The organism is Nitrincola sp. (assembly GCF_048264025.1).
Lineage (GTDB): Bacteria > Pseudomonadota > Gammaproteobacteria > Pseudomonadales > Balneatricaceae > Nitrincola.
On sequence record NZ_JBLXDN010000013.1, the window covers coordinates 85,711 to 112,681 of the forward strand.

At 46.6% G+C, this 26,971-nt stretch carries 28 protein-coding genes; 27 read left to right on the top strand and 1 reads right to left on the bottom strand.

Translation table 11 applies throughout. The annotated features are described in order from the left end of the window. Positions 1-158: 158 nt before the first annotated feature. From ACN0R1_RS11470 to trhA, 5 genes are all read left to right on the top strand, one after another. Positions 159-947: a DUF2628 domain-containing protein gene (locus ACN0R1_RS11470; RefSeq protein WP_417582933.1), complete on the top strand. Its 789-nt coding sequence runs from the start codon at positions 159-161 to the stop codon at positions 945-947. A 103-nt stretch (positions 948-1,050) separates the two neighbouring features. After that, positions 1,051-1,677, top strand: a complete 627-nt coding sequence (locus ACN0R1_RS11475; protein WP_417582935.1) for a LysE family translocator — start codon at positions 1,051-1,053, stop codon at positions 1,675-1,677. A 132-nt stretch (positions 1,678-1,809) separates the two neighbouring features. Beyond that, a complete protein-coding gene (locus ACN0R1_RS11480) occupies positions 1,810-2,526 on the top strand; it encodes a phospholipase D family protein (RefSeq protein WP_417582937.1) in 717 nt (238 codons plus the stop codon). A 562-nt stretch (positions 2,527-3,088) separates the two neighbouring features. Next, positions 3,089-3,340, top strand: coding sequence for a DUF1272 domain-containing protein (locus ACN0R1_RS11485; protein WP_417582939.1), 252 nt, complete (start codon positions 3,089-3,091; stop codon positions 3,338-3,340). Between the two features lie 122 nt (positions 3,341-3,462). Then, the gene (gene trhA / locus ACN0R1_RS11490; RefSeq protein WP_417582941.1) at positions 3,463-4,119 is read left to right on the top strand and encodes a PAQR family membrane homeostasis protein TrhA; all 657 of its coding nucleotides are present in this window, start codon (positions 3,463-3,465) and stop codon (positions 4,117-4,119) included. 107 nt (positions 4,120-4,226) lie between these two features. On the opposite strand, the gene ACN0R1_RS11495 is transcribed toward trhA, so the two are convergent. Next, positions 4,227-5,105, bottom strand: a complete 879-nt coding sequence (locus ACN0R1_RS11495) for an alpha/beta hydrolase (protein WP_417582943.1) — start codon at positions 5,103-5,105, stop codon at positions 4,227-4,229. A 268-nt stretch (positions 5,106-5,373) separates the two neighbouring features. Between ACN0R1_RS11495 and ACN0R1_RS11500 the strand changes: the two genes are divergently transcribed. The 22 genes from ACN0R1_RS11500 (at position 5,374) to ACN0R1_RS11605 (ending at position 26,861) form a co-directional block, all read left to right on the top strand. Then, positions 5,374-6,462: an XAC2610-related protein gene (locus ACN0R1_RS11500; RefSeq protein ID WP_417582945.1), complete on the top strand. Its 1,089-nt coding sequence runs from the start codon at positions 5,374-5,376 to the stop codon at positions 6,460-6,462. A gap of 47 nt (positions 6,463-6,509) precedes the next feature. Beyond that, a complete protein-coding gene (locus ACN0R1_RS11505; protein WP_417582947.1) occupies positions 6,510-7,040 on the top strand; it encodes an RBBP9/YdeN family alpha/beta hydrolase in 531 nt (176 codons plus the stop codon). Positions 7,041-7,123: 83 nt separating this feature from the next. After that, on the top strand, positions 7,124-7,966 hold the full coding sequence (locus ACN0R1_RS11510) for an isocitrate lyase/PEP mutase family protein (protein ID WP_417582949.1): 843 nt from the start codon (positions 7,124-7,126) through the stop codon (positions 7,964-7,966). Positions 7,967-8,138: 172 nt separating this feature from the next. After that, positions 8,139-8,870, top strand: coding sequence for an SDR family oxidoreductase (locus tag ACN0R1_RS11515; protein WP_417582951.1), 732 nt, complete (start codon positions 8,139-8,141; stop codon positions 8,868-8,870). A 76-nt stretch (positions 8,871-8,946) separates the two neighbouring features. Then, positions 8,947-9,624: an HAD family hydrolase gene (locus ACN0R1_RS11520; RefSeq protein WP_417582953.1), complete on the top strand. Its 678-nt coding sequence runs from the start codon at positions 8,947-8,949 to the stop codon at positions 9,622-9,624. A 16-nt stretch (positions 9,625-9,640) separates the two neighbouring features. Continuing rightward, the gene (locus ACN0R1_RS11525) at positions 9,641-10,150 is read left to right on the top strand and encodes a DinB family protein (protein WP_417582955.1); all 510 of its coding nucleotides are present in this window, start codon (positions 9,641-9,643) and stop codon (positions 10,148-10,150) included. 52 nt (positions 10,151-10,202) lie between these two features. Then, positions 10,203-10,976 (top strand): metallophosphoesterase family protein, encoded by a 774-nt coding sequence (locus ACN0R1_RS11530; RefSeq protein WP_417582957.1) that lies wholly within the window; start codon positions 10,203-10,205, stop codon positions 10,974-10,976. Between the two features lie 66 nt (positions 10,977-11,042). Beyond that, positions 11,043-11,456 carry a GFA family protein gene (locus ACN0R1_RS11535; RefSeq protein ID WP_417582959.1) on the top strand — a complete coding sequence of 138 codons (414 nt, stop codon included), beginning with the start codon at positions 11,043-11,045 and terminating at the stop codon, positions 11,454-11,456. 67 nt (positions 11,457-11,523) lie between these two features. Then, the gene (locus ACN0R1_RS11540; protein ID WP_417582961.1) at positions 11,524-12,081 is read left to right on the top strand and encodes a GNAT family N-acetyltransferase; all 558 of its coding nucleotides are present in this window, start codon (positions 11,524-11,526) and stop codon (positions 12,079-12,081) included. Then, entirely contained in the window at positions 12,068-13,714 is a 1,647-nt protein-coding gene (locus tag ACN0R1_RS11545) for a diguanylate cyclase domain-containing protein (protein ID WP_417582963.1), read from the top strand. The genes ACN0R1_RS11540 and ACN0R1_RS11545 overlap by 14 nt, the downstream gene beginning before the upstream one ends. A 319-nt stretch (positions 13,715-14,033) precedes the next feature. Beyond that, the gene (locus tag ACN0R1_RS11550) at positions 14,034-15,023 is read left to right on the top strand and encodes a chemotaxis protein CheB (protein WP_417582965.1); all 990 of its coding nucleotides are present in this window, start codon (positions 14,034-14,036) and stop codon (positions 15,021-15,023) included. A gap of 312 nt (positions 15,024-15,335) precedes the next feature. Continuing rightward, positions 15,336-16,028 carry an aquaporin Z gene (gene aqpZ / locus ACN0R1_RS11555; protein ID WP_417582967.1) on the top strand — a complete coding sequence of 231 codons (693 nt, stop codon included), beginning with the start codon at positions 15,336-15,338 and terminating at the stop codon, positions 16,026-16,028. A 201-nt stretch (positions 16,029-16,229) separates the two neighbouring features. Further along, positions 16,230-17,156, top strand: a complete 927-nt coding sequence (locus ACN0R1_RS11560) for a substrate-binding domain-containing protein (RefSeq protein WP_417582969.1) — start codon at positions 16,230-16,232, stop codon at positions 17,154-17,156. A 33-nt stretch (positions 17,157-17,189) separates the two neighbouring features. Continuing rightward, a complete protein-coding gene (locus ACN0R1_RS11565; RefSeq protein WP_417582971.1) occupies positions 17,190-19,187 on the top strand; it encodes a methyl-accepting chemotaxis protein in 1,998 nt (665 codons plus the stop codon). 76 nt (positions 19,188-19,263) lie between these two features. Beyond that, positions 19,264-19,629: an MmcQ/YjbR family DNA-binding protein gene (locus ACN0R1_RS11570; RefSeq protein WP_417582973.1), complete on the top strand. Its 366-nt coding sequence runs from the start codon at positions 19,264-19,266 to the stop codon at positions 19,627-19,629. A 3-nt stretch (positions 19,630-19,632) separates the two neighbouring features. After that, entirely contained in the window at positions 19,633-20,307 is a 675-nt protein-coding gene (locus tag ACN0R1_RS11575; protein WP_417582975.1) for a penicillin-insensitive murein endopeptidase, read from the top strand. A 51-nt stretch (positions 20,308-20,358) separates the two neighbouring features. Further along, positions 20,359-21,522 (top strand): DUF3179 domain-containing protein, encoded by a 1,164-nt coding sequence (locus ACN0R1_RS11580; protein WP_417582977.1) that lies wholly within the window; start codon positions 20,359-20,361, stop codon positions 21,520-21,522. 113 nt (positions 21,523-21,635) lie between these two features. Next, a complete protein-coding gene (locus ACN0R1_RS11585; RefSeq protein ID WP_417582979.1) occupies positions 21,636-22,244 on the top strand; it encodes an HD-GYP domain-containing protein in 609 nt (202 codons plus the stop codon). Between the two features lie 123 nt (positions 22,245-22,367). Continuing rightward, on the top strand, positions 22,368-25,079 hold the full coding sequence (gene acnA, locus ACN0R1_RS11590; protein WP_417582981.1) for an aconitate hydratase AcnA: 2,712 nt from the start codon (positions 22,368-22,370) through the stop codon (positions 25,077-25,079). A 169-nt stretch (positions 25,080-25,248) separates the two neighbouring features. Continuing rightward, entirely contained in the window at positions 25,249-25,743 is a 495-nt protein-coding gene (locus ACN0R1_RS11595) for a hypothetical protein (RefSeq protein ID WP_417582983.1), read from the top strand. 7 nt (positions 25,744-25,750) lie between these two features. Further along, complete coding sequence (locus tag ACN0R1_RS11600) at positions 25,751-26,350, top strand: pentapeptide repeat-containing protein (RefSeq protein ID WP_417582985.1); 600 nt, start codon at positions 25,751-25,753, stop codon at positions 26,348-26,350. 130 nt (positions 26,351-26,480) lie between these two features. Continuing rightward, positions 26,481-26,861, top strand: a complete 381-nt coding sequence (locus ACN0R1_RS11605) for an EamA family transporter (protein WP_417582987.1) — start codon at positions 26,481-26,483, stop codon at positions 26,859-26,861. Positions 26,862-26,971 lie beyond the last annotated feature (110 nt).

Genomic DNA, 26,971 nt, shown 5'->3' on the forward strand with positions numbered 1-26,971 from the left:
GGCCTTGGGATTACTCCATGATTAGCCACATCACAAGATGTTTGCTTGGGAAATTCAGTTGAAAATACAAAACCGCGCATGCTGAGCGGTATTAAGCGCATCTAGCGCCACTTATAGACATACCACGGGAGCAGCAACGAAATGAATGGAGAGCCAAAATGAGTGAAACACTATCTACCGAAAGCAGCACACCAAGTGTGAGCGAAGCTTGGAAGGTGAAGTTCGATATCTTCCAAAAAATTGGAGCGGGTGAGCATTTTCTGTACAGAGCTATGAGCTCTGCTGAATACAAAGGGCTTCGTTTCAGAGAGAGAAATAAGATTTCTTTCAATATATTAGCGTTTCTGTTTGGCTCTCTTTATTATTTTAGCAAAAAAATGTGGGCAAAAGGCGCCGTAATCCTAGGTGTAACATGGGTGCTGGCTACTTTGTTAACGCTTTTGGAATTCATTCTTGGGTTTGAGTTTCCCGCTGTTGCTTATTGGATTCCATCATCTGTTATTTGTGCTCAGCTAGCCAATTATGATTACTTTCGAAAAGTAATGTATGGTGAAAGCATGTGGGGCGGCTGGCCCAGCATGTTTTCAAAGCCAGTGGGAGCGGTAGGTTTTCCGTTGCTGGCATTGGTTTTATTGTTTGGCATAATAATGTTGGGTCCCGTCCCTGTTCCTAAATGTAGCGATACAGAAACAACAAACCTGATCAAACAAATTGCAGGTCGTGAAATGGTTAATCAACTAGGCGCTGAAGCCGCAAAAATGTTTTCCTATAAGGTTGGTGTAATAAGAACCACAAATACAAATGAACAGACTGGGGCCTACGAGTGCGCCGCCGAATTGAGTATTATCGCTAGTAACACAGGGCAAGCTAACGAAATTCCAATCACCTATACTGTCGAAATGGCCGATAACGGGAAAGAATTTTACGTCAGTGTGTTTGGCCTATAAAAGTTACCTAGCAATGCCAGTCACGGAGCTGGCTACTTCATTGTGGCTTCGCAGCCGCACGAGCTGTGCAGCGCTAGAACTCAATACGAGGAGTCAGACGTAAATGGAAGAGATTAATTATTTACTCATTGTTGCCGCTGCTTTTGCGGCGATAGCTAGTCCTGGGCCAGCAACACTTGCAATAGCCGGAACCTCTATGAGCCACGGTCGTTTCTTCGGTCTGTCTCTCGCTGCCGGAGTTCTTACGGGATCCTTAGTTTGGTCTACTGCCGCAGCGTTTGGGCTTGCAGCAGTACTGCATACCAATGTTTGGGTGTTTGAAATCCTGAGGTATTGTGGAGCGCTCTATCTTTTGTATTTAGCGTTTAAATCCCTGCGCTCCGCGTTCAATTCAACGCCATTAGATCTACCTAGAAATAAAACAGTGACAGTCAGAGGACACTACTTTAAGGGCTTGCTAATTCATCTTACTAATCCAAAAGCTATTCTGTTCTTCGGCGCTCTTTACTCAATTGGTGTTCCCACAACCGCGCAGCCCATAGAGCTTCTATCGGTAATCCTTGTGGTTGGGGCGGTAAGCTTGTTAATTTTTCTTGGTTATGCGGTGCTCTTTTCTAACAGATTCGCTAGACAAGTATATCTAAAATCTAAAGTGGCATTTGAGGCTGTATTTGCTGTATTTTTTGGAGTGGTTGGCTTTAAATTACTGACAAGTAAAATCGTAGAATAGTGTCCTAAGAATTTGTTGTACTTAGAAAAATAATACGCGGTGCTCGCATTTTTTTAGTGAGCGTGGCGTTATTATATTTACATGCAGAATCAGTACCATTCTAATCACAGTCAAAAATCGGAGGCACTAAACTTGGCCAAGTTTCTGAATACCAGCGCAACCAACTACTTCCTCGAAGAGCTGATCAAGAGTGCATCTGATCGGTTAGTACTTATCAGTCCCTTCCTAAAGCTGAATGATCGTATCAAGGAACTGCTAGAAGATAAAAATCGCCTCAAGATTGATGTTCGGATCGTCTACGGTAAGAACGAACTACAGCCAGAGGAAATTAACTGGCTCAAAGAGCTATCATTCGTCAGAACCAGCTTCTGCAAAAATCTTCATGCCAAATGCTACCTGAACGAAGAAACCTGCATCATAACCAGTCTCAACCTGTACGAATTCAGCCAGGTCAATAATAACGAGATGGGTGTAGCGCTAAGTCGTGCTGAGGATGGGGAGCTTTATCGGGAAGCATATGAGGAGGCGCAGAGAATTATTCGCATCAGTGATGAAGTCCGCATGTCCTTGGAAAAAGTCTCGAAGGAAGCTCCAGCTAAGACAGTAGCCCAAGCTGAAGACTCTGATACAGACTCCGAAAAATTGAGCACTTCCAAGCTAGGGAAAAAGCTTGGTCTCAGCACCCAGGATGTGCTGGAAAAATTAACGTCTGCGGGCTATCTCGAAGTCAAAGAAGAAAAGCACTATCTCACTGATTTGGGCAAAGAGGCCGGTGGCGAGTTTCGGATGAGCAAGCGTTTCGGCCCATATTTTTTATGGCCCGCATCGCTGCCTGTGGAGCACCGGTAAAGGGAGATGACACTGGCATATTTTCAGATGTGACTATAATAATACTGACATTATTTAGCAGTAAAGCAGCGTAATTAATGGGCTACAATGAATATACATTAATATTTTTAGTCAGATATATGGTAGCTATGTCTATTGCAATGAAAGTGGCATCTCGGGTTAACCGCATGAAGCTACGCTAAGCGCCAGAGGGTGTACTTCTGCGTGGGCTTCTAGTAACACCACCTGAGTCTGTGAGCATCCCCGATCTGAAAAGGGCCTGTCAGCGATTGTCTCTAACACCTGCAGAAACTGAGCAGTGGCAAAGAAACTTAAAAGTCCTGTGGGTGACTGAAATCGTGATAGTTAAACCGCACTTCTGACGGAGTGGTCCAGTCAGGTAAAACGTTACGTTCTAAAATGACATTGCGTCGTAATCCAGAGGAGGCAATCGAGCATTTGGTTCATAAAGCTCTCGATAATCTTCAATCCAGTTTACCTGAAGCAATATCAAGAGGCTGAAGTTTACAAAGTAATCCGTCGATCAGGCGGGCAAAAAGCTGGGTTCAGAAAAGGAGACTTTATGCTAGAACTTAGACCAAACTGTGAGTGCTGCGACAAAGACTTGCCGCCGAATTCAAGCGAAGCGGTCATCTGTACTTTTGAATGCACTTTCTGTTCAAGTTGCGCAGAAAGTGTTTTGCAGCATCAGTGCCCGAACTGCGGCGGGAACCTGGTTCAACGCCCAATAAGACCGGAATCGCTGTTAGCGAAAAATCCGGCTTCAACTAAGCGCATCCTGAAACAAGGCGGATGTGTCACCTTAAATTCATAGCTAGGCCTTTCGTTGCGGCTTCGCCTTGACTACAGTATGAGGGCTCTTCAACTTGGCTACACCGGATACTACTCAGGTGAGGTTCAGCACTTTGACTTTAAAGCGGTGCACCGCTCATATGAATGAATAGGCATAACCCAATAGCAGGACGTGAACAGACACCGCGAGAGGAGGTCGCTAACTCGGTCAGTCATGGCATAGGGATGATTGCGGCGCTGATTGGTGCTTTCTTTCTTATCCAGCATGCCGTGATGCTTGGAGACCCTGCATTTATCGTGGGCTGCAGCATCTTCGCAGCCACCATGGTGATGCTCTATATGGCATCCTCTCTCTACCATGCGTTACCGCCAGGCAGGAACAAGGCGGTGTTTCTAGTGATTGAGCATTCGGGCATCTTTCTGTTAATTGCCGGTACTTACACGCCGTTAACACTGGGTGTTTTGTACGGCCCCTGGGGTTGGTTGTTGCTGAGAATTGTTTGGGGGCTCGCCTTTATCGGGATCACCTTAAAGATCCTTCTCAAGTCACATCACCACATTCTGTTCACCAGTCTTTACCTGCTGATGGGTTGGACAATCGTGATTGCAATTGAGCCGTTGATGGCCAATATTTCTCAGACTGGCTTATTTTTGTTAGTGGCAGGAGGCCTGTCCTACACAGTCGGCGTGATCTTCTTTGCCACTGACTCAGCATTGAAATATGGTCACTTTGTCTGGCATTTGTTCGTTATTGGCGGCACTACCTGCCATTATTTTGCCGTGCTTGGGTATAAAGGCTGACAGCAATTTTTTGATGTTTGTCCTTGTTCTGTGCGTGTCCCTGCGCTCCACGGCGGAATTTGTCACGTTGGAGCTTCCAGGGGCGAAGATCATCAAGTGGAAAAGCGCTAATCACACTGTTGACGCCTGGCGACCTGTAAAAAAGCAACTAACTCGTCGCCATGTTGAATAATGCTGGGGGTCAGATCATGGCCCCCAGCTACGACACGCAGCACGGCGTTATCGGTTTTGCTGGCCAGTTTATAAGCGTCTTCCAAAGGGATGGTCGTATCGCTGTCGCCATGCACCAGCAGAATAGGGCAATGAACGCGTGTTATGGTGTCAACCGGTGCGATGGTATCAAACCGATACCCTATAATCCGTTCTACATAGCCCAGTACGTACCAACCCAGTGGGAAGAATGGAATGCCTTTTTCCACTAACCAACGCTTCATCATATCGGTGGGGTGGGCAAAGCTGGATAGACTCACCACCGCTGCGATGTCATTACGGCGAGAGGCGGCCAGAAGTGTTGCCGCCGCACCCACTGAGTGACCGATCAACGCAATCGGACATTTGCCTTGGCTGTCGTTTAACCAGGCTATCGCCGCATCAATATCCTCAGCGAAACGTGGCATTGAAGAGAAGGTATCTTCGTCGCTATTGCCATGGTTACGCACGTCAAATAGCAGTACATTCCAACCTGTCGACACTAGCATTGGCACCAAGGGGAGCAATGCCCTCCGATTAGCACCCCAGCCATGCGTTAATATCACATGACCCTGCGCTTCGGTACTGGCAAGCCACCAACCCTCCAGCATTCGCCCTCGCTTTGTCGCAAATCGTACCGTTTGGCTATTAAGATGATCTATGTCGGGTAGTTCGGGAACTGGCACTCGGGCAGGGCTCAGTTCCTGGCGCAGCCGGTGGTGAAAACGCTGCCGTAGCGCTATAGCGGCGAATACGACTAAGAATACAACCCCTGTAACATATAACCAGATATACATACCGCTATCCTTTTCGGAACCAAGGCAAGAGTGTCAGCGTGATTATCAACCATGAGGGCTGCAAATAGATACCAGGCCAATTACCTGGATATGAGTAATTTCCCAATCTGTGATATAAAATTGCTAATCAGGCGTTGTAGCAGACCAGCAGGGCAGTGCGCGGGTAAGCATACAACGGGAAACTGTTTGTGCAAAACCATAAAGTAGGTGTGCTTAGGGATAGTTTCCGATTGCAGCCTTTGGCCGTTGGACATTGATGGATGGATATATGCAACAACTTAAAGGCATTCTGCTCTTTTTTAGTTTGGTTTTCCCTGCTGTTATTTTTGCTCAAACCATCCGAATAGATGATTTCTCATCGAGATACTATGCTGAGGTTCATGTTGAAGGTGGTGAGCTGTATATTAAAGATAAGCAAACGAATGCGGAAGTTATTTTTGCAGATATAAGCGATGTAGATATTAATTATGAAAGTGAAAGTGGCCTTAGTTCTAATGTGATTCAGAGACCCTATGGCGATCAAAGTTTAATTATCTATGAAGACTTTAATTTTGATGGTGAAAAAGATTTTGCCATCAAGAATGGCTATTATAGTTGTTATGGTGGTCCTTCATTTCTGATTTATATTAATAAATCAAATGGTTTTTATCTTGATAATGATTTTACCAGCGTGGCGCAAGAGTATTGTGGAATTTTTGGAGTAGATACAGAAACAGAGACTATTCATGCCATGACTAAGAGTGGTTGTTGTTGGCACCGTTTTGATACCTATAAGGTAGAAGATGGGAAGCTTGAGATTGTGCAGAGCATCGAAGAGGTCTATGGGATTAGAGGCACTCCTTTTATAGAAAGTTATATAACAGAGTACAAGGATGGTGAAGAAGTATTTCAGGTGAATGTGGATGTAGATAGAAGCGAAGTTAATGTGCAGTTTTCTTTTGATCTGGAGAATGGAAGCAACGTTGTACTCTTTAAAAGCCACGATTTTCTTTATTATATGCAAACTAATCCGCAGGGAGAAATCGAATTTGCTTTCAATAGAGAACCTGTCTATGGCGATGATTACCAAGATATTGGTGGATCTTTTGTTTATCATAGCAATGCTTCGAACAGAAAAGAACTGCAGTTCAATACAATAGATGCTGGGTATGCTATCTATTATGAAGAAGTTAACGGTGCGCTATCGAATGTTGGCATTGTCGTTGAAAGTAATGAAAAAATATATGAACTCAACGGGTTAATCGACACTGTTTATGGAGACATGAAGGTTATTCTGGAAGAAGCGGGTAATGAATCGTTGAAAAATGTAGTGCTCTTTGACGAGCGTTACGATGATGAAAGTACATCAATTAGATAGAAGATATATTTTATAAATTTTTATTATTTGGTAGGAGTTGCACCAACATGAAAATTCTCATTCTACCCGGTTTCGGAAATTCAGGGCCAGATCACTGGCAAAGTCGCTGGGAGCAACTCAATAACAACTGCATTCGTGTTCACCAACAGAGCTGGGAAAACCCTATCTGCTCCGACTGGGTTGTCTCACTTGAAGACGCTGTTAAATCTTCCGGTCCAAGTACCACGCTGGTGGCGCATAGCTTAGGATGTTTACTCGTTGCTCACTGGGCAGCCAAAACGAATCTGAAAATAAAAGCCGCTTTACTCGTCGCCGTCCCAGATCCTAAAAGCCCGGAATTCCCAACTCAAGCCCTGGGGTTTGAGCCATTGCCAGTGGATCGGTTACCGTTTAAATCTATTGTTGTCGCAAGCACCAATGACCCCTATGGCGGGATCATCTATTCTGAAAAATGTGCGTCGAACTGGGGGAGCGACCTTGTTAACATTGGTGAGGCGGGTCATATCAATGGCGATAGCGGATTGGGTGATTGGCCTCAGGGTCAAAAGCTGCTGCAACAACTTGAGGGGCTTATTTGAGGTAAGCTGCAAATGTTGAATCGTTTTGAAATGTAACAAACGTAAGCATTAACTAAACTTATCCGGTATGAGTAGCAACCCGTATGCAGATGCATCTTAACAAGGCCAAAACATTCCGTGATCTTCATGCACAATCGAAGGTCTTTCTGATGCCCAATGCTTGGGATGGCGGTAGCGCCCGAATGCTTGCGGCAGCTGGATTTTCCGCTATCGCGACGACGAGCGCAGGCATTGCCTACTCGCTCGGGCTTCCGGACTATGAGGGAGCCGTTACGCGAACGGACATGCTCAATAGAGTACGAGAAATAGCCGAAGCTGTTAATGTCCCTGTGAGCGCTGATCTCGAAGCGGGTTATGGTGCTGAGCCTGAGCAGGTAGCCGAGACGATAGAACTGGCAATTATCTCTGGCGCTATTGGTGGAAACATAGAAGACTTCACCGGCGATCTATCCATGCCCCTGTTCGACCTGCCACTCGCCATAGAGCGAATTCGTATGGCGCGCAAAGTGGCCGATGAAAGCGATATTCCGTTCACGTTGACTGCCCGCACGGATTGCTACCTTACTGGCGTGAAAAATCCCTTTTCGGAAGCTGTTCACAGGGCAAATAGCTATAGGGAAGCGGGTGCAGATTGCCTGTTTGTTCCTGGTGTGTCGGATCCGAAAGTGATTGCTGAGCTGGTTAAAGAGATCGACGCGCCACTAAATGTTGTCATGGGTCTCAAGGGGCAGCCGTTAACGGTTTCTCAGCTTGAAGATCTGGGTGTGCGGCGTATTAGTATCGGAGGGAGTCTCGCTCGTGCTACATACGGACTCATGCGAAGGGCCGCACAAGAAATGGTTGTAGATGGCACGTTTAACTATTCGAATAATCAAGTTCCGGATGCCGAACTTAGTGCGTTTTTCGCCGGTCATCGTAACACCTAAACAATGACTGAGGAGTTCCGCATTTGTTGGCCACTATTCTGGGCCTGGCCGCTATTATGCATACAAGTGCGGTAGCCTTTGTGGGTTTTGGTGCACAACTCGCTGTGTCGGATAGGTAGCTGCAAGGTGGTGTGGTGGGTGATTTCGAATCACGTGTTATCAGGGAAATACGATGAATAAAATTGTTATCGTTACTGGCGGTGGTCGAGGAATTGGTGCGGCAACCTCGAAGTTGTTAGCATCAAGAGGGTATGCTGTCTGTGTCAATTACCGCTCAGATGCCAAAAGTGCCGATGCTGTCGTTGCTGAAATTACGGCGCTTGGTGGTAGAGCGTTTTCGTTCCAAGCTGATGTTTCCAAAGAAACTGACGTTGTAGCTTTATTCGATGTAACCGAAAAAACCTATGGCCATGCTACACATTTAGTCAATAACGCGGGCATTTTGTATCCTCAGTCGTGTCTTGCTGACATAGAGGTTGAGCGGTTTAACAAAGTTCTGTTATCTAATGTAACTAGCTGTTTTCTTTGCTCACGTGAATTTATCAATCGAAGTAAATCGACAGGCGCTATCGTGAATGTGTCATCAGCGGCTTCACGAAGCGGCGCGCCGTTTGAATATATCGATTATGCCGCCTCTAAAGGGGCGATGGATTCATTAACAAAAGGCTTGTCACTGGAGGTCGCTTCTAAGGGTATTCGTGTGAACTCGGTAAGACCCGGTTTCATTTATACGGATATGCATGCGGATGGCGGTGAGCCTAACCGAGTTGAACGCTTAGCGCCTCAGATCCCGTTGCAACGTGGTGGTACACCTGATGAAGTAGCAAATGCTATTGCTTGGTTATTATCAGATGAAGCATCCTATGTTACTGGATCATTCATCGATCTGGCCGGCGGGAAATAGCTGGGGTTAACCAGAAAAATGCAACGCCGTTGGCCTTCAGTGGCCTTATATTAAAATCCAAGGGAAATACCAAGTTATGCCACTTAGAGCCATTCTTTTTGACCACGATGGAACCTTAGTTGACTCCGAACCAGTTCACTATGCGTTATGGCAAACTGTCTTGGCTCAGTATGGCGTCTCGTTGCCCGAGCAGCTGTACAGACAAGACTATGCTGGTGTGCCCACCAAGGCCAATGCTGTTGATATAGTGCATAGGTTTGAGCTGGATGAGCTCCCCGAAACGCTGGTAGCAGCGAAAGATGCTGCTACCAGCGAGTACCTACGTCGAAACGCCTTTCCACTCATGCATGGTGTACTTGAAACTATCAGGGAATTTCGTCTTTGTGGTCTAGATCTCGCCATAGTTACAGGAGCGGGCTCAGAAAGCGTCTATGCAACCCTTAAGGCAAATAATCTCGGTGATAGCTTTGCTACCGTTGTATCAGGGGATGATGTTCGCGCAAGTAAACCAGCACCGGACTGCTATCTACTGGCTCTACAGCGGCTAGGCTTGCAAGCATCTGAATGCCTTGCAGTTGAAGATACACAACATGGTTTGAAAGCATCGCATGCCGCCGGTATTAGTTGTTTAGCCGTGCCCACGACCATGTCAATGCATCACGATTTTGGTGTTGCCCAGGCCGTACTTGAAGGCATGCCACAGGTTACGGAACATGTTCGGCAATTGCTGCTCACGAACGCTAGACCCGTATAGAAAAGGAGAGTATTACATGCTTGCAGTTCAGGCTAGAGATATGGCGGCCTATAATCGCTGGATGAATCAGCGGATGTATGCCGTGTGTGCAGAGCTCTCTGATAGCGAACGTAAAAAAGACATGGGGGCTTTTTTTAAATCCATTCATGGCACGCTCAATCATATTCTGCTTGGCGATAAAATCTGGTTAGGGCGCTTCTTGGGCAAACCATTTCAGGCAGCAGATCTTGGTGAGGAGTTGCATAGTGACTTTGAAGCGCTATGGGAGGATCGTGTTGCAACCGATGAAGTCATCGTTTCATGGGCCGCCGCGCTGACGGATTCTGAGTTGGCTAGCAAACTGGAATATACAAGCCTTGTTAATCCCTCCACCCGCAAATATGAGATGTGGCTGGTGGTTGCCCATTTCTTCAATCATCAAACCCATCATCGCGGTCAAATCACAACACTGCTAAGTCAGTGTGGGCAGGATATAGGTGTTACTGACATCATATGGCTCCCTGACGTAGTGGAGCGAAACGCCTAGCCTGGACGAACATGTGATCCGAGATAAATAAGCTCGATAAGGGGATTGTACTGTGCGGCTGAGAATTTTTTCTGATTTGCATCTGGAACACTTCGATGAAGGGCTCGACCTGCCAGATGTGGCCGCCGATGTGGTTATATTGGCTGGTGATATCCACACAGGAACGCAAGGACTTCATTGGGCTGCCAGTCGTTTTTCTGGGGTACCGGTTATCTATGTGCCGGGAAATCATGAATATTACAATCGTTCCATGTCTGCGCTGCGTGCTGACTTACACCATGAAGCCAAAAGGCTCGGCATCCATTTACTCGATAATGCCAGTGTTAATATTGGTGGTGTAAAATTTTTAGGCAGTACACTCTGGACAGATTTTGAACTCTATGCGAACTGCCCTGATAACAGTGCAGCTTTTACCTATAAGAAAGCTGTATCTGTCATGCCAGACTTTCGCATCATTGAACAGCCTGATGGGATGATTTTTACACCTGAAGAAAGTCAACGGCTGCATAATCGAGCTATTAAGTGGTTGGAAAAAGAGTTGGCTTCTCCTTATGCTGGCCCTAAAGTTGTCATCAGCCACCATGCACCGTTAGCAAATTGTATCCCTGTTTATTATAGAGGTGATGCCCTCTCGCCAGCCTTTGCATCGGATCTTGCCCGGTTAATGGGAAAAGCGGAACTGTGGGTGCATGGTCATGTTCATGAAGCTGTTGATTTTGAGTGCATGGGGACACGGATCATAGCTAATCCAGGTGGTTATCCATATGAGTTTGAATCGCCTAGCTTCGTACCTGATCTGGTTGTGGAAATAGCAACGAGTTGCTGATTTACCAGATGTTTTTTCTAAGCTAATCATCAGTAATGGCAGGTTTATATATTAGGAGTAACGTGTATGAATGTCAGTTCGAAGGGGAGTTGCTTATGTGGGGAGGTTGCCTACAAGATCACCGGAAATATTGGGATTTTTCAATACTGTCATTGTTCACGTTGCCGTAAGTTCACCGGCAGCGCCCATGCGTCAAATCTGTTGGTCTCTCCTGAGCAGTTTACGTGGCTTAAAGGCGAGTCTCTGGTGGGTTATTATTCGCCCGAAAATACCAAGCACTTCGCCACTGCATTTTGTAAACAGTGTGGTTCATCATTGCCCTGGCGCGCTAAAAGCGGGACAGTGGTCGTTATACCTGCAGGCACTCTTGATGAACACCCTGGTATAGAGCCAGTCCAAAACATATTCTGCGCATCAAAGGCTGAATGGTATATATCTCCAGGCGAATTACCTGAGTATGACGAATTACCCCATAAGTGATATAAAGCGACTGACTCTGTGTTTCACTAGATAAGTCAATGATAGTGACGTAGCAAGAGAATTATTGATGCCAAACATACATACTCAAGACCCGAAATTTTTTCTGCAAATGGCTACCCCTGAAGACGCGGCATTGGTGGTTAGCTTCATGAAAAAGCTGGGAGCTTTTCAGAAAATGTCCGATAAAATTACCGCTACACCTGAGCGAATAGAGCGGTTGCTTGCAGCAAAACAGGGCGAAGCTGTGTTTGGCGTTTACGATGGAACAACAGTTGGCTTTGCCTACTTCCATCAGAAAAGCTCGGCCTTTACTGGGCGCTTAGGGTTATACATTGATGGATTCTTTATTGATGAGTCTATGCGCGGAAAAAGATTGGGCAATATTATGATGCAGTTTTTGTCAAAACATGCACTTGATCGTGGATGTGAAATGCTTGAATGGGGTTGTTTGGATTGGAATACCCCTGCTATCGAATTTTACCAAAAATTAGGCGCTTACTGTGTTGATACGATGCGCATCTATCGCTTGTCACCAGAGAATTTAGCCGCAACCGCGTTGTTGTTTAAGGGCACCAAACAAGCTGAATTGGATGCTAGCCTTAGGACGGATCATGCATACAGGTAGCCGTATCTGTGAGCGCGTTCAGCAATTGGGTGAGAAGCGTTTTCAGTATTTATTCATCAGTTTGTTATGGCCACTGTTTGTTCTTGTGCCAGCTACCAGTTTTGCTCAGCAACAATTTGTTGGGCAGTGGCATGAGGTCAGTCCTGATTGGCGTTTCCCTGAGCAACCCATTAAAACAGTTAATGCGCCTGCTTTAAAGGGTGGACGTTTTGTTTTTCAATCGGTATTTGAGATCACCGATACTGATGAAGCAGTTGTCATTGATTTTAAAAATGCCAGTGCCTTAGGCTACTTTCATCACTATGTTTCCGATAAGGCTGGCAAGCTTGTCGCCGAGGCGCAAGGTGGCATTGAGTCGGCATCTGATAATCCTTTTTTTATGCGCCATGGGCGCGAGTTTCGCTTGCCTCCAGGACAATATCAACTTACCACCGCACTGGTTTCAACCTATTTTATTGCTATACCTCAGCCTTATTGGGACTCACTCCCGCATTACCGAGAAGCCATTAAATGGGGTAGTGTGATCACCTTGGTCAGTCTGGGTGTGCTGATAAGCTTGGCCGTGTATTACGGTATTTTGGCCTTTCTCAGAAGGCGTATTACCGAAATCACCTATACCTTTTTTATCGTTATGAATGTGATTTATAACGGCTCGGCCCTGTTAGTGACTCCGGATCTTTTCAATATACATTGGTTTTATTTTGTTGGTGGGCCCATTCTATTTAGCAACTTCGCTTATATTTTGTTTGCCAAACATTTATTGCAAATAAGAGCCAGCACACACCCCTGGCTCAATAACCTGGCCAAATTTTCTTTGCTGATGCTTGCCGTCTTGCTTGTTGTAGCAATCTTCAATAAAAATTTGGTCATAGAGTGTGCCCGTTATGGGGTTGGATTAATGATGCTTTATGGACTGATTGCCGCTCTAGTACGGGCCATTCAAGGTTATAAAATTGCCTATTTTTACCTGGTGGCAATTGTGGCTTTTTTTATGATTGGCTCATTTGCTATTTCCAGCAAGGATTTAGAGGGTGTTTATACCATCTATATCGAGCATATCGGTCTGTTAGCCGTGACAGTTGAGGTGTTGCTTATCGGTCTGGTACTGGGCTATCAGTTTGCCGAGGTCTACCGCGAAAAAGAATATAATTTAGCTTTGGCCCAGCATAGTTTGAGGATTGCGCATTACGATGACTTAACGGGTTTGCCCAACCGTTATGCATTAGGCCTTACACTGGAAAAACTACCTGCCAAGGGTATGATAACGATGTTGGATATGGACAATCTGAAGCTTTATAACGACACCTATGGGCATCACAAAGGTGACGAGATGCTGCAGATGTTCGCCCAGATACTCTCTGAAAGACTTGGAGAATTCGGCGTGCTGCACCGGATGGGGGGCGATGAGTTTGCTATCACCAGTGATAGCTTTGCCTACGTAGAAAATATCAAACAGATTATCTCTGAAACTATAAGTTATATGCATCAAAATGGATTTGAAAAGGCTGGTGTCAGTCATGGCTCGGCCAGTAGGGTAGAAACAGTCAATATTAATGAACTCAGAATTCTGGCTGACGACCGTATGTATCAGCATAAACGCAGAAGTGAATACGGCATAGGAGAATGTGAGTAAAGCACCTCTCTACTTGGGCATGTCCCCTTATTTTTATGCTATTACCCGTTATGACATTGGCCTGTCCGGATTCGAAATCTGATATGCGAGTCCAGCGAGTATAATTGCACGGTATCCCAACGCCTGTATGCATCAGAAGTGGCCAAAGAGAGTCTTCACTAGTATGTGCCCAATAGCGCATATCGATCCAGCAGAGTTTGTTAGCATAAGCCACTGGGTAAAGCATCCTGGTTGACGGTGGCATCACTATTTCTGGTCTCAATTTCAGTTAGGCGGTGCCAATAGATTTTTCGAGCCTGCTGCATCGATGGAAGTGGTGATGAATAAAAACAGAAGTTCAATGCTCATAGTTATTGGAGCATCCGCTGGTGGCATGGCCGCATTAAAAAAACTAGTTACGCAGTTTCCGCAGGATTTTCCGGCACCTGTTTTTATTGTCACCCACATGAGTGCTGACACCACAGGAGACGTGCTGGTCAACGCTTTAAATGAGAGCAGCCAGCTTACCTGTGTCCATGCACAGGATAAACAGGCATTCAAAAGCGGTAATATTTATTTGGCGCCATCAGATCAACACATGCTGATCGTGAAGGGAAAAATCCTGGTTACCAAAGGTGCCAGAGAAAACCGTTCACGACCGGCTATTGATCCCTTATTTCGTTCAGCCGCTGTGGCTTATGGTAATCGAGTGATTGGCATCATTCTGACAGGATATCTGGATGATGGCACCAGCGGCATGATGGCTATCAAACGCTGCGGTGGTGTTTGCATTGCTCAAGATCCAGAGGAGGCGTCTTATCCGGATATGCCACAATCGGTAATAGCCAATGTCGGCGCTGATTATTGTTTGCCAGTAGCCGAAATGGGGGCGGTGTTGTCTGATCTTTTAAGCAGAGAGCTACCGGAGAACAAGCCGGTACCGGAAGATATAATTATCGAGGCTAAGATAGCACAGCGGGTTTTAAGCGATTTGCCTGCTGTCGAGGCGCTCGGCGATCAGGTGCCGTATAATTGTCCGGACTGCGGTGGGGTGCTATGGCAAATGACGGAAGGAAAGCTGTTAAGGTATCGCTGTCATACAGGCCATGCGTTTACTTCCTCGGTGTTGCTGGCGCAACAAACTGTAAAAATTGAAGAAACCCTCTGGGTAGCACTGAGAATGTTTGAGGAGCGCCAGAATCTACTGGTCACTATGAGTAAGAATGAAAGCAAACAATCGTCTTCATCGATCTCCCAGCGGGCTAAGGATTCTCAAGTCCACATTGACCGCATTCGTGCGATGTTGAAGGCTACCGATATACTGACATGATTTGGCTTCCTCAATTAGTGAAGCGACATGCAACCTAAAAAGCGGCTGCTGTCAGCGTGAAATATCGGTGGCTTCCAAAATATTCTGCAAAACGGGTAATCGAAATTAAATGTAATTCCTTGAAATTAAATGTAATAAATTGAAAATAATATTTATTATATTGAGTGTTTTTGTTGTTCAATAATGAAACCTTTCCAGATTATACTTGCCAGCGTGTTTTAAAGCCGTCTTCGGCTGGCTATTGTATTAAATTATAAACAGCGGGGTTTTCTATAACCCTCGATGGATATCATCATTGGAAAGGAAAGCTGTATGAATAAATATGGTGCAGAGTTTTTCGGGACATTCTGGCTGGTGCTCGGCGGTTGTGGCAGCGCAGTTTTAGCGGCCACTTTCCCAGACGTAGGTATTGGTCTGCTTGGTGTATCGCTGGCATTTGGTCTGACAGTCCTTACCATGGCTTATGCCATCGGGCATATATCTGGATGTCACCTCAACCCGGCGGTATCTATTGGGCTCTGGGCTGGTGGTCGTTTTCCAGCAAAAGAGCTTTTACCTTACATTGTTGCACAGGTCTTGGGCGGCATTGTGGCGGGTGGTGTGCTGTATCTGATAGCTAGCGGTAAGGCTGGCTTTGATGTTTCAGCCGGGTTTACGTCAAACGGATATGGTGCGCATTCACCTGGTGAGTATAGTTTGTTTGCCGCACTGATCACCGAAGTGGTCATGACGATGATGTTTCTTCTTGTCATTCTTGGCGCCACTGACAAACGTGCACCGCAAGGTTTCGCACCGATTGCAATTGGCTTATGTCTAACGCTGATTCACTTGATTAGCATTCCAGTTACCAACACATCGGTGAATCCTGCACGTAGCACAGGCGTTGCTCTATTCGTAGGTGATTGGGCGATTGCCCAGCTTTGGCTTTTCTGGGTGGCCCCGATCATTGGCGGTATGCTGGGTGCAGTAATCTATCGCTTTATTGGCAGTGAAAAAGCCAGCTAAGTAATTGCTTAATAAGAAGGCTGAGTCTTCTATATCCCAGTAGGTTGTCTGCTTCGTCGAGCCAGACAACCTATTCTCCCAGACTAATAATACCCGCACAAAAAATGTCTATGGCTGGATATGCAAGCTATCCTGATCTAGGCTAATCTGAGTTGAGTAAGCCAATTTAATAAAACACTTAAAGTAAAGTATGGTGCGCTGGTGAAAAAATTCTTGCTGGTATTATCAGTGGTGTTGGTGATTTTTTGTGCCCAAACAGTCAGCGCCAACTTCCTGGCTGTATCTATGCCAAAATTCGATGACAACTTCCAGACGGCTCTTCGCGAGAGTATTGAGACACGCGGAGATCAGCTCAATCTCGTGGTCTATGTGGGCAATGCCGAGGATCAACTGGATCTGCAATTGGAGCAGATCAGGCATTTTGTCGAGGCTGAAGCCGATGCGATTATCCTGCTGCCTGTTCTCACCACGCCCGACGCGATCAATCAAATGCTGGATGCACGAGGGGACAGTGATATACCCATAGTGTTCCTGCAGAGACTCCCCGAAATCGACACCTATCCCGAAAAGGTCGTGTACATAGGTTCTGATGAAACCGAATCAGGCGCCATGCAGATGGAGGAGCTGGCACGTCTGGCGTCCTATGAGGGACAGGTTGCCATCCTTCAGGGAGCTGATGGTAACCCGGCGTCCACGGTGCGTACCGACTATGTGCGCGAGGTGGTCGATAAGTATCCTGGAATGAGTGTTACGCTTCAAGAACGTGGCAATTGGGCCAGGAACCAGGCGTTGACGATAGTCAAACGCTGGCTTGAGGAGTCACCGGAACAATTCTCCATTATTGCCGCAAATAATGATGAAATGGCGCTTGGGGCGATTATGGCGTTTGAGCAAGCCGGCATCGATCCAAATCAATACCTTGTTGGCGGCATCGATGCGACCCGGGATGCGCTGGCATCCATGCAGCGAGGCCTTCTCGATGTCACGGTTCTTCAGGATGCAGACAGTCAGGGTAAGGGTGCTGTCGATACCGCACTGGCGATGATAAATGGTCTTGATGTGCCGGAAAAAATTTGGGTCCCATTCCGCTTGGTGACGACGGAGAACATTCAGCAGTTCGTAAAATAAGTTTAATATCACCCTATTCGAGAAGGTTTTGATATGCGCTCTCTTTCTCTGGTTCGACAGATTTCGCTCGGTTTTTTTGCACTGTTGCTACTGCTGGTTGTTATTGCTGGATCCAGTCTGTTTTCCATGCTCGCAATCAATGATGAGATCGGGAATTTGAATGGTGAGGCCGTTCCTTTATCTCGCGCCGCCGGAGAAACACAGAACTCGCTTTTGCGTGCTGACCAGGCGTTGAATCTGGCGCTGAGAGCGCAGTCTGCGGAGAATGTAAGCCAACAGTCCGAGCAGTTTGAGCGTAGTTTTTCCAATGTGCTTGCCGCACTGAACTCCATTCCCGAGCGAGTGCTGACTAAGGAGCCTGAAGTCGCTGAGATGGTATCCGAAATCAAGGGGGCAGCTACTACTTATGCGGAACTCGCGGAGAGACTGATGGCCCTTGAAGTCGATAAGCTGGAAAACGACCAGAGGGTTTTGAGCGGTATCAATCGGGTCGGCAAGCTTGACCGTCAACTAAGTAAATATCTGGATAAATACCTCAATAGTTCTCTCAGTCGCCGCAACCCGGATTTGAAACTGGTACTTGAAACCCTGAGCCGTTCAACACGCAGTGTGTTGAACGGAATGAGCAATTATCTGGCGAATCCTGATCTGGAAGCTTTAAATCGCGCCGTCGAAGGACAGGAGTTGATTATTCGCGAAAACTACGAGGCGTTGGCTAGTTTCAACCAGGATTTAGGTAAACTTTTTAGCCTGATGGTACCGCTGTTACTGGATGATCTGGAGTCGGGGCAGGGATTGCTGCAGAGCTATCGGGCTCAGGTTGAGATTAACAATGCCATTGATGCGCGTTGGAACGAAGCCGTCAGCGAAGTTGATAATACACTCGAGGATCTGTCTGTATTGACCGCGATCAGTGACAGACTGTTAGCCCAGTCTCAGACGGTGGCGGATAAAACACTTGAACGTAGCCTGTTTTTGCTTTGGGTCGTAGCAGGTGTCGCTGTTTTGCTTACGGTGATCATAGCCGTTCTGATTGCTCGCTCGATTAAAGGCAGTATTCAGGCTTTCCGCACACAATTGGTAAAAATGACCGAGGGTAATATGACGGTCAGCTTCGATGCGGCCCGCAAGGATGAATTTGGAGAGCTTGGTGGTTACCTGAATGATCTGAGTAAAACCTTGCACAAGACTCTCGAAGAAATATCACAAATTTCTGAGCAGTTGGCGGAAAAATCACAGAACAATGCAGATTTTAGTGCCTCCACAACCAGTGGCGTGGATAAACAACGGGCTCTGCTGGAATCAACATCCTCTGCAATGACCGAGATGGAAAGTGCAGTTCAGGAAATTGCCAATCGCAGTCAGCATACGCTTGAGGTAGCAGAGCGCTCTAAGAGCTTGATGGATAATGTCAAAGATAGGATCAACACCTCTACAGAGAGTATTCGCAGCCAGGCTGTGCAAATTAACGATGCATCGGAGAAAACCGCTGAGTTGAATGAGTATGGCATGAAGATCGACAGCATCGTTGATACGATTCATAACATCGCCGCTCAGACCAATCTTTTAGCGCTTAATGCGGCGATTGAGGCAGCCAGAGCTGGAGATAATGGTCGTGGTTTTTCAGTGGTTGCTGACGAAGTTAGAACCCTGGCTGCACGAACCCAGCAATCCACCAGCGAAATCCAGTCAATGGTCGAATTGATGCAAAAACTGATCACTGCCGTCGTTAATGTTATGGAGAAAAGCCAGTCGCAAAGCCGGGTCAGTCTCGAAGCGGCCGGGTCTGCCGAAAGTGGTTTAGTCGAAATGAATGCCGCCATATCTGATATCGTCGAAATGAACGTGCAGATCGCCAGTGCTACTGAGGAGCAGAGCTACACAGCACGTGAAATCAGCGAAAGTATTGTCTCGATTAACGAAGCCGCTGAGAATAATGCGTCCGATGCCAGATCCAGTGCTCAGATTGCTGATGAGCTGAAAGGTATGGCCAAGCGACAGCGTTCGCTTGTGGCTCACTTTAAGCTATAAGCTGCCAGTGAGTATATCCGCCGCTATTTTTCGAGCTACAATGTGACCTGACGAGCAAGGCTAGGGAATATCAAGCATGAACTATGATGAGTTCAATCACTTTTGTGGTTCTTTTCCAGCGACAACCCACGTTGTGCAATGGGGAGGTTCTCATGTATGGAAAGTGGGTGGTAAGGTATTTGCTGTTGGTGGTTGGGGAAAGAATAAACAACCGGCATTCACATTTAAAGTTTCAGATTTGAACTTTGATTTTCTCAGCAATCTGGATGGTTATATTCCTGCACCTTACTTTGCAAACCGTGGTATGAAATGGATACAGCAAATAGGCACATCCAGTGAGTTGGATGAAGAGCTAATATATTATTTATCAGAGTCTTATCGCATTGTGTCACTCGGTTTAAGTAAGCGTAAACAAATAGAGTTGGGTTTAAACCCTCGGTAACCTATGCGATTTATCCTGGCTATTTTTATATTTTTTCCTGTGTTGGCAATGGCGCAAGACAGTACCTGTTACGGCACGACTTCCAATGGCAGGTTAGAGAATGCTGCGCAATTGCCGTCTGGCGGTACTAACTATGAAGGCTACAGTTCAATTGCTCGCTTGGCAGGAAGAACCTATGTTCATTCTGCTGTAAGGGATATTGTTGTGTCTGCCTACCAGGATCTTGAGAGTGAGCAGCCGGATAAAGTCTACAAATATGCGGAGGCGGGTTTTAGAGAGGGAGGACCATTCAGCCCTCATAAGACCCACATGAATGGTCTTTCTGTAGACTTTATGGTTCCAGTCATCAATTCGGATGGTCGCTCTGTCCATCTACCCACACATTCTCTCAACAAGTTTGGTTACAACATTGAGTTTGACGAAAATAGTCATTACGACGGATTGCAGATCGATTATGAGGCGATGGCTGCCCATATCGTGGCGTTGCATCAGCAGTCAAAATTACGAGGGTATGATCTGTGGCGAGTGATATTCGATCCTGAGTTGCAGCCCAACCTGTTTAGCACTCAGTATGCAGAGTACCTGCGTAGTAATATAGAATTTTCCACCAGACGATCCTGGGTACGCCATGATGAGCATTATCACATCGACTTTGATGTACCTTGTGAACAGCTGTAGCTGTGGGCCCTGGCATTTATGAAAACTCGTGTAAGAGTCATGGACTGAAAAATGATATTTATATTTTATGGGTTTGCAATTCTGTCATTGGTGGTGGGCACTGCAGCCATTTACATGACCCTCATTCAGTCATTTCCGGTGCAGTGGCTGTATTATCACTATTTCATCAGAAAGCCTTTTACCTGGGGCATTCTTGTTGGCGGTGGTGTCGCTACGGTTCTGATAACCTGGCAAACCGGTGAGTTTCCTCTGTGGACACTGTTGCCTCTCATGCTGATGGGGTTGGCCGTGGTTTTAGCCTACCGAATGCATCAGGAAAGCGCCTTTAAAGCCGTAGATTTCCCAGTGATGGCCGATGATCGATCAAACCTGCTGCTTCAGGACGATATGCAGTTGGGGGTGATTGAATACAACGGGGTTACAAAGGCATATCCGTTGGACTATGTGATACATCACCACATCATTAATGATCGCTTTGGCGATCGTCTTGTTGCATTAACCTATTGTGCCATGTGTCACAGTATTATCCCTTTTGATGTGAGCGACATAGGGCCACTGTTTGTTGGATCGTTCAAAAATGCCAATATGATTGTGGCTGATAGAAAGACTAAGACATTTTTTCAGCAAGCTACCTTCGAATCCATCATAGGCAGGCTACATCCTCGTACATTGACGATGATTCCTTTTCAGATTTTACCCTGGGCTGAAGTGAAGCAGCTGAGTCCTTGCCCTCAACTGGTCAAGGTAACGAAACAGGACTTTAAGGAATTTCAGCTGCCTGTTCCTGGAATCTGGAAAAACATCTTAGCCAGTGAATTTACACCGGGACTGTCTGCAACAAAGCGAGATACTACCTTTCCCGCCAGAACGCGTGTAGTGGGCATTATCGATAACATTGCTCAACCTCAGGTGGCGTATCTTAAAGAAGAATTGCTAACGCAAGGCGTGATCACAAACGATGAGCTGGATGTTGTTCTTGTTGCCGTGAACAACACCGTACTTGGCTTTAAACGCTCAGTAGCCGGAACACCTGTAAATATTACCCTGAATGCCGATAACACCCTTGCTGATATCTCCAGCGGAACAGTATGGGATATTCGGGGTAAGTATATGGCCGGTGAGGTAACAGCAGATCTGATGCCGATAGCCATCTCTGATGAGTATTGGTTTTCCTGGAAGCTATTTCATTCCGGCAGCACACTCATTCGGCTGTAATTTCCCAACGGCCTGGGTAGCAATCGCTTTCATCGATCTTACCGTGAGAGTTTGACCTATACTGAGTTCAGTATTTCATAGATGGACTGGCTTTAGGTTCCCGAGGAGGTCACATGAAACTGGAAGATCAGGCATTTAACTCCCTGCTCAAGTACACCAAAGCCTTGTCTGTTGCATTGGGTTACCGCGATCTTTCAACCCAACTCCATTCCGAGCGGGTGCAAGGTCTTTCTGTGAGTCTTGGGAAATCGTGTGGCCTGTCACATAATGAGATTAATACGCTTATTGTTGCCGCTTCGTTCCACGACATAGGTAAAATAGGCATACCCGACCACATCCTGCTCAAGCCTTCTAAACTTGATAAAACTGAGTGGGAAACGATGAAACAGCACTCCGAAATCGGAGAGGAGATAATGCGCGCCACTGAACTCGAGGGCTCGCAGCAGGCGGCGCTGTTGATTCGTCATCACCACGAGCATTACAACGGTATGGGCTATCCAGATAACCTATCTGGAGAAAAAATTCCGATTTGCTCACGCATTATCAGCATTGCCGACAGCTATGATGCCATAGCCGTGAAGAGGTCCTATCATCACGTACGAACTCACTCGAAAATCATGGATATATTGCATCAAGAAACCGGAGAAAAGTATGACCCGGACCTTATGCGAGTGTTTGGTGAAATTATAGAATCCAGCCAGTTCAGGGCGGCAAAAACTTAATTCATTCATCAACACGGACGTCGGTTATAGAAACATGTTACCTTCGGAGTGCCATCAAACAGGTACAACCCGTCTGGTCCGCTATACTGATACCATCAGTTTACTTGGGACCAAGGAGGCAACATGTCATCAGCTTATGCAAAATCGACAACATTGGAGCATCACGGGCGTTCATATCAGTACTATCCTTTTAATGCCCTGACTGACAAGTTCAACCCACAGCGCCTACCTTACAGTTTGAAAATCCTGCTGGAGAACATGCTTCGTCATGCTAATCAGGACTTTGTCACCGATGAAGATATCGAAGCGCTGGTTAACTGGCAGCCAAAGGCCGAGCCGGACAAGGAAATTGCCTTTGTTCCCGCGCGCGTGTTGTTACAGGACTTTACCGGTGTACCCGCCATTGTGGATCTTGCTGTCATGCGCGATGCCATGCAGCAGCTTGGCAAGCCAGCGGATAGAATTAACCCGCTTACCCCCGTCGAACTGGTAATCGATCACTCGGTGATGGTGGACGAATACGGTGCCGCTGATTCCTTCAGAAAAAATACTGACATAGAGATGCAGCGTAACAAGGAACGCTATCAGTTCCTGCGTTGGGGCCAACAGGCCTTTGATAATTTCAAGGTAGTGCCGCCAGGTACCGGCATAGTTCATCAGGTCAATCTGGAATATCTGGCCAGAGTGACCTTCGAGCGCGACGGTGTGCTTTATCCTGATTCGTTAGTGGGCACTGATTCCCATACCACGATGATCAATGGCCTCGGAATCCTCGGCTGGGGGGTAGGCGGCATTGAAGCTGAAGCGGCCATGTTAGGTCAGCCCATCAGTATGCTGATTCCGCAGGTAGTCGGTGTGAGGCTCAGTGGTTCAATGCCCGAAGGGGTTACTGCGACCGATCTGGTGCTGACTGTGACTGAACAGCTGCGCAAGTTGGGCGTGGTCGGTAAGTTTGTAGAATTTTTCGGCCCGGGCTTAAAACAGCTTAGCTTGGCTGATCGTGCCACCATCGCCAATATGGCACCGGAGTACGGTGCTACCTGCGGTATCTTCCCGGTTGATGAAGAAACATTGAATTATATGCGCCTGACGGGCCGTAATGATGAACACATAGAGCTGGTGCGCAGTTATATGCAGCACATGGGTATGTGGCATGATGACCGCACGCCTGAAGCAGAATATTCAGATTTATTGGTGCTGGATTTATCTGCTCTGGTGCCGTCCATCGCCGGGCCAAAACGCCCACAAGACAGAATCAGTTTGACCGATACCAAAACCGAATTTGCCACATTGGCCAGCAATCATCAGGAAGCACAAAAGCAACTGATTGGCCGGTTTGAAAATGAAGGTGGCAGCACCGCGGTAGGGAATGAAAACGCCAGTGAGGAGGGTAAAGATGACACCAAACACCAGGGAGAAACCTTCAATCTGACTCATGGTGATGTGGTGATTGCAGCCATAACCAGTTGCACCAACACCTCTAATCCGGCGGTGCTAATGGCCGCTGGCCTGCTGGCAAGAAAGGCCAGGGAACTGGGGCTGAAAACCAAGCCTTGGGTGAAGACGAGTCTGGCGCCAGGCTCACAGGTAGTAACCGGCTATCTGGAACAAGCTGGCCTGATGGCTGATCTCGAAGCGCTGGGTTTTTATCTGGTGGGATACGGCTGTACCACCTGTATCGGTAATGCCGGTCCTTTGCCCGAACCTGTCAGTAAAGCCATTAAACAGAAAAACCTGTTGGTTGCTGCGGTACTCTCCGGCAACCGTAATTTCGAAGGGCGCATTCATCAGGATGTACATGCCAACTACCTGGCTTCGCCTCCGTTGGTGGTGGCTTATGCCCTGGCCGGCAGCATGAATATCGATTTTTATAATGATCCCCTGGGGCAGGATACCCAAGGCAAGGCAGTGTACCTTAAAGACATCTGGCCCAGCAGCAAGGAAATCCAGCAATGCATCCATGCCAATATCCATGCCAAGGACTTTACTGAGAGTTATGCCGATGTCTTTAAAGGCGATGCTAACTGGCGCAATCTGGAGGTCAACGACTCGGATCGCTATCAGTGGCCGGATTCCAGCTATATACGTAAACCGCCTTTCTTTGACGGGATTAAGGCCGAGCCTGATCAGGTGCCGGTGATACATGATGCCCGTTGCCTTGTCAAAGTAGGTGACAGTATTACCACCGACCATATTTCTCCGGCGGGAGCGATCAAGTCTGATAGCCCGGCAGGTGAGTATCTACAACAGCAGGGGATAGCGCCGAAAGACTTTAATTCCTATGGTTCCAGACGCGGTAATCATGAAGTGATGATGCGCGGTACCTTCGCCAATGTCAGACTGAAGAACCAGCTGGCACCGGGCACTGAAGGCAGCGCCACCCATTATTTCCCTGATGACAAGCCAATGTCGATCTACGCGGCGGCAATGAAGTATAAGGAGCAGGGTACGCCGCTGATGATACTGGCAGGTAAGGAATACGGTACCGGCTCCTCAAGGGATTGGGCAGCCAAGGGGCCGGCTTTACTGGGGGTGAAACTGGTGATTGCACAAAGCTACGAGCGTATACACCGCTCCAATCTGGTGGGGATGGGTATTCTGCCGCTGGAGTTTGTCGACGGACAAAGTGCCGATTCTCTGGATCTTGATGGCAGTGAACATTTCACTGTGCCTGCAGTGGACCAGCACAGCAAACGGGTGACGGTAACAGCCCGAAAAGAGAACGGTGAAGAGGTGAGCTTCGAGGCCAAAGTGCGCATAGATACGCCCAATGAGTTCCAGTACTACTTGCATGGCGGCATACTACACTTTGTACTGCGTAAGCTGGCTCAGTAGCTAAGAAAATGCTCAGAGCCATACGTTTGATCTGTGGCTCTGAGCTGTATTGTCATTCGAGCATGCTTGCATGGATAATGATTATCATTATTGACAAAAGTAAAGCTTAGATGTAGGTTGGAAGCTTTAAAGCCGAGTGTTATATACTCTTAGTTTAATAGGTTGGCCCGTGAACATAAAATACATAATGTTATTGGTTGTTGCACTAGCATTCAATTCAGCATTTGCTATTGACGAAGTTTCATCAGAATACCAAGATGAAATATTTTTGATATATGATTTATATAAGGATTCCCAAGCCAGTCTTGTGGAAGAGTCAATAAATCTAAAAATTATTCGTAATGATAATGGTAGTAATAAAATAACTCTTGCTTCATTTGTAGTAGAGGGTTTTCATGGTGGTAATAACCTTAATCAATTTTTTGTAATGTTTGAATCCAATGAGAATCAAGAAAATAATAAAACCATGGTAACTGGGGTGTTTCCGGTTGGAATTTTTAAAGTTGCATATGATATTGAAAATTCAGAGTATTCAAGTGGAAAAATCAGAATACCGGCCCCGCAAAACCCTCAGGCTAGCTGGCACACAGCTAATGATTTAGAGTTTCAGAAAGTCGGCTCACTCTGGTGGGACAGGGTTGATATTATTTCAAGTGAGAACTGATTAAATGATGAAAAGTTTTACCGATGGTATGCAGTATTTAGATACTCAATTTAAAAAACTTGAATTGCCAGATATACATTATACAGATATAGAGTTTGAAGAGTGTTTGTTTGAAGACTGTGACTTTTCCCGGGCAAAATTTAAACAGTGCAAATTCATTAATTGCGATTTTGTCCGTTGTAATCTGAGCTTGATAGATTTATCTGGCAGCAAGTTTTTCGGAGCCACCTTTCAAGAGAGCAAGCTGGTGGGTGTTGACTGGACCAAAGCCACCTGGCCTGTGTACCACCTTGACTTTGAGTTGAAATTCCAGCGTTGCATTTTGAATGATTCATCATTTTTCGGACTGACGTTAAACGAACTGATTGCAGATGCGTGCAAACTACATGAGGTAGATTTTCGGGAAGGGGATTTCAGAAAATCTACCCTGAGTGGTTGCGACTTTACCCATAGCTTGTTTATGAATACGAACTTGGAAAACGTTGATTTCAGTGAATCAACTGACTTTGCAATCAATGTGTTAGAGAACAAAGTTAAAGGTGCCAAGTTTTCACGTTATGAGGCATCAAGTTTGTTGGAGTTATTGGGAATAGAGCTAGTCGATTAACTTCCAGACGGGTTAAATCACACCGCAAGAATCGGAGTGTTGCCGCTTGCAAATCCGCCTAAATTAAGTGCATTCAAACAACGGAAGGAAGAATGCACATGAAAGCCGTGAATAGTTCAATGGGGTTGCTGTGCTCGGTGCGGCGATCTCCTACGCTTGCGCTGGTATCTTCGGTCGGCGCTTTCGCACACTGGGGTGTTCGCCTTTGGTGACGGCGTCGGGTCAAGTGACAGCTTCAGCGCTCGTGCTGTTTCCTTTAGCACTTGTGGTTGAGCAGCCTTGGGGGCAGCCTTTGCCCGGCGTAGAAGTTTGGGGGGCGGTTATCGGACTCGCCTTGTTTTCCACAGCACTCGCCTATATCCTTTATTTCCGCATTTTGGCGACAGCTGGTGCGACCAATTTATTACTCGTAACCTTCCTTATCCCAATTAGCGCCATTCTGCTCGGTACTGCAATTCTCGGTGAGCAGCTCGAGCCGAAACACCTTATCGGGAGTAATCGTTCATTCTAGGACGTTATAGACTTACTTCACATCCTTAAGTGGTCTGAGAAGACCTGGTGATACCTTATACTGTTTCATGCCATCACCCACCACGATAACGCTTTTCCGATTAATCTTGG